Origin of the sequence: Pseudomonas sp. PS01299 (genome assembly GCF_029960145.1) — a bacterium.
Taxonomy (GTDB): Bacteria; Pseudomonadota; Gammaproteobacteria; order Pseudomonadales; family Pseudomonadaceae; genus Aquipseudomonas; species Aquipseudomonas putida_A.
Map to the genome: position 1 here is coordinate 1 of NZ_JASCPO010000350.1, position 4,176 is coordinate 4,176.

The 4,176-nt window shown below is 62.1% G+C and carries 3 protein-coding genes; all 3 read left to right on the forward strand.

Annotated elements, in window-relative coordinates; translation table 11 throughout:
- Positions 1–118: 118 nt before the first annotated feature.
- The 3 genes from metF to QMX91_RS29405 all read left to right on the forward strand — a co-directional run bounded on the left by metF (position 119) and on the right by QMX91_RS29405 (position 4,013).
- Positions 119–964 carry a methylenetetrahydrofolate reductase [NAD(P)H] gene (metF, locus tag QMX91_RS29395; protein ID WP_003229047.1) on the forward strand — a complete coding sequence of 282 codons (846 nt, stop codon included), beginning with the start codon at positions 119–121 and terminating at the stop codon, positions 962–964.
- A 146-nt stretch (positions 965–1,110) separates the two neighbouring features.
- Entirely contained in the window at positions 1,111–1,923 is an 813-nt protein-coding gene (locus QMX91_RS29400; RefSeq protein WP_098966033.1) for a transporter substrate-binding domain-containing protein, read from the forward strand.
- Between the two features lie 221 nt (positions 1,924–2,144).
- A complete protein-coding gene (locus QMX91_RS29405) occupies positions 2,145–4,013 on the forward strand; it encodes a DEAD/DEAH box helicase (RefSeq protein WP_135296746.1) in 1,869 nt (622 codons plus the stop codon).
- Positions 4,014–4,176 lie beyond the last annotated feature (163 nt).

The following is a 4,176-nucleotide window of genomic DNA, read 5'->3' on the forward strand; positions in this document are numbered from 1 at the left end:
CGCGAAAGCGGTCTGTCATTCAGCATTGATGTTGCCTGACCCGCCGCTTTCGCGAGCAAGCCCGCTCCCACATGGGCGGTGCAAGCCTCACAGGCTTCGTGTTTCCAAGGGTATGACCATGTCCCAAGACCGTCGCTACAGCTTCGAGTTCTTCCCGACCAAGACCGATGCTGGGCATGAAAAACTGCTCAACGTTGCCCGTCAGCTGGCAACGTACAACCCCGACTTCTTTTCCTGCACCTACGGCGCTGGTGGTTCGACCCGTGATCGCACCCTCAACACCGTTCTGCAACTGGAAAGCGAAGTCAAAGTACCGGCCGCACCGCACCTGTCGTGCGTCGGCGACAGCAAGGACGACCTGCGCGGCCTGCTGAACGAGTACAAGGCTGCCGGCATCAAGCGCATCGTTGCCCTGCGTGGCGACCTGCCGTCCGGCATGGGCATGACCAGCGGCGAGCTGCGTCACGCCAACGAACTGGTTGAATTCATTCGTGAAGAAACCGGTGATCATTTCCACATCGAAGTTGCCGCTTACCCGGAGATGCATCCGCAAGCGCGCAATTACGAAGACGATCTCGCCAACTTCGTGCGCAAGGCCCGCGCCGGCGCCGACAGCGCGATCACCCAGTACTTCTTCAACGCCGACAGCTACTTCTACTTCGTCGACCGTTTGCAGGCGCTGGGCGTGGATATTCCAGTCGTACCGGGGATCATGCCGATCACCAACTACAGCAAGCTGGCGCGTTTCTCCGATGCCTGCGGTGCGGAAATTCCGCGCTGGATCCGCAAGCAACTGGAAGCCTACGGCGATGACAGCCAGAGCATTCAGCGCTTCGGCGAGCAAGTTGTCAGCGAAATGTGCGAACGCCTGTTGCAGGGCGGCGCACCGGGGCTGCACTTCTATTCCATGAACCAGGCTGAACCTAGTCTGGCGATCTGGAATAACCTGAAGTTGCCGCGCTAAGCATTAAAAGAAAGATCAAAAGATCGCAGCCTTCGGCAGCTCCTACAGGGGTGTCGTTGCTGCGATTTTTTGCTTTTGAATCCCCGAATTAGAGCTTGTGCAGGCACTTTCTGGCTCTTTCGCGTTTCTCGTCGTAATCTCAAGCCATGCCTTTTTTCGCGCAGTTACTCACCGTGCTGGTTTTTGCTTGCCTGAGCTTTGCCGCTCGGGGCGAGAAGCTGCGTATTGTCACCGAGCCGTGGGCACCTTACGTCTACGAAGAGAATGGCAGGAACCTCGGGCTGGATTACGAAACCACCGCCATCGTGTTCAAGCGTCTGGGAATCGAAGTCGAATGGCAGTTCCTGCCGTGGAAACGCTGCCTGTCGATGCTCGAGACCGGCCAGGCCGACGGCGCACTGGACATCTTTCACAGCGACGAGCGCGATGCCACCCTGCTCTACCCCATCGAACCGCTGTCGGACGTCGAGTTCGTGATGTTCTACGCCAACGACCGTCCCCATCCGTTCCGCCAGCTCGAAGACCTCAAAGGCCTGACCATCGGCACTTCGCCGGGCTATCTGTACAGTCCGGACTTCAGCCAGTCGACACTGTTCACCCGCGAGCCGGCACCAACCCACGAGGCCAACTTCGGCAAACTGTTGCGCGGACGTATCGACTTGCTGATCACCGATCGCCGCGTGGGCCAGCATTTGCTCGATCAACTGAATATTCGCGATCAAATCACCGAAAATCCCACGGTCATCAGCCGTCAGAGCCAATATCTGGCCGTTCGACGCAATGCCGGGATGGATCTGCTGGTGGCGCGTTTCGGTGCCGAACTCAAGCGTTTCAAGCGCGAACCGGCCTACGCCGAGCTCAGCGCACGCTACGGCGCCGCCCCGGTCGACGCCGTGCCGCTGGGCAACGCCTCGGCCAGCCGCAAAACCGTTGAGCAGCAGGAAAGCAGCGCGCAGTGATTGCTCTGTTATACTCCGGCGTTCCCGCCAGGCTCACGCCCGGACGCCCGGAACCGTAACAGGCCTCTCGACCCGCTACAGCGCAGCTTTCAGCCCGCGCGAGCGCTCCTGACGTGCCTTCGGAACCGCAGCAGGACCGGACGGGATCGCGTCCTCTTAAACGCGATTCGCGCCAGGCAAGACTCCCATTGGGCCAAGCCCTAACTAAAACAGGATTACTCATGTCCTTTGCTTCCCTCGGTCTCTCCGAGGCTTTAGTCCGTGCCATCGAAGATGCGGGCTATACCGAGCCTACTCCGGTGCAACAGCGGGCCATTCCCGCCGTGTTGCAAGGTCGCGACCTGATGGTTGCGGCACAGACAGGTACCGGTAAAACCGGCGGTTTCGCCCTTCCGATCCTGGAGCGGTTGTTCCCCAACGGTCACCCGGACAAATCCCAGCGTCATGGCCCGCGCCAACCGCGCGTACTGGTCCTGACCCCGACCCGCGAACTCGCGGCCCAGGTTCACGAGAGCTTCAAGATCTACGCCCGTGACCTGAAATTCGTCAGCGCCTGCATCTTCGGCGGCGTCGGCATGAACCCGCAGGTCCAGGCCATGTCCCGTGGCGTTGACGTGCTCGTCGCATGCCCGGGTCGTCTGCTCGACCTCGCAGGCCAGGGCAGTGTCGATCTGTCCCACGTCGAAATCCTCGTCCTCGACGAAGCCGACCGCATGCTCGACATGGGCTTCGTTCACGACGTGAAGAAAGTCCTCGCACGCCTGCCGGCCAAGCGTCAGAACCTGCTGTTCTCGGCGACGTTCTCCAAAGACATCACCGATCTTGCCGGCAAACTGCTGCACAACCCGGAACGCATCGAAGTCACCCCGCCGAACACCACGGTCGAGCGCATCGAGCAACGCGTGTTCCGTCTGCCGGCCAGCCACAAGCGTGCCCTGCTGGCGCACCTGATCACCGCCGGCGCCTGGGAACAGGTACTGGTGTTCACCCGCACCAAGCACGGCGCCAACCGTCTGGCCGAGTACCTGGACAAGCACGGCCTGCCGGCTGTGGCGATCCACGGCAACAAGAGCCAGAACGCCCGCACCAAAGCCCTGGCCGATTTCAAGGCCGGTGAAGTGCGCATCCTGGTCGCGACCGACATCGCCGCGCGCGGTCTGGACATCGATCAGTTGCCACACGTGGTCAACTTCGAACTGCCGAACGTCGATGAAGACTACGTGCACCGTATCGGCCGTACTGGCCGTGCCGGTCGTTCGGGCGAGGCGATCTCGCTGGTGGCCCCGGACGAAGAAAAACTGCTGAAAAGCATCGAACGCATGACCAAGCAGAAAATCGCCGACGGCGACCTGATGGGCTTCGATGCCAGCACCATCGAGGCCGAGAAGCCTGAAGTGCGTGAGCGTCCGGACATGCGCAACCCGCGCAACTCCCGTGGCCCGCGCGGCGACGGTCCGAATGGCGGCGGTGGTGGCGGCGGTCGTAAAGACAAAGGCAAAGACAAGGGCAAGGAAAAACCCGCCGGCGAACGCGGCGAGCGCCCTGCCCGTCAGCAGAAACCACGCGAAGGCACCCCGGCCCGCGAACAGCGTCCGAGCCAGCCACCACGCGCGGCGGCTGATCGTGCACCGGACGAGTTCCTCGACGACGATATCGATAACTTCGGTAACCGCGTTGATTACGTACCGAAAGCTGCTCCTGCCGGTGGCCGTGGTCGCCGTCCAGGCGCGCCAGCTCAGGGCGCAGGTGCAGGCGCTCCACGCGGCGGTCAGTCGCAAGGTCGCCAGAACGGCCCGCGTAACAGCAACGGTTCGAGCACCGGCACCCCGCCGGGCAAACGCAACGGCCCGCGCAACGGTGCTCCGCGTGACGGCCAGGGCCGTCGCGACGAGTCCTCGTCGCGCAACCGCCGCCCGGCTCGCGACGATCAGCAACGCGCCGAACCGGCCGTGCAGAACCCGCGCAGCACCGGGCCGAAGATCATGCACAAGGAGTCCAAGGCAGACCGCTTCCCGACACCTGAGCAGCTCGATCAACTGCCGACCCGCCCGCGCGGCGAAAAACCAGCACTGCTGACCCGCAATCGCTGAGTTATCGCTGCCATGAAAATGCCCCGGCTCGCAAGAGCCGGGGCATTTTTCATGAGCAAGCCAATATCCCTGAATCACCACATCACCTGTGGGAGCGGGCTTGCTCGCGAATGCGGTATGTCTGTAACGGAAGTATCGACTGCCCCGCCGCATTCGCGAGCAA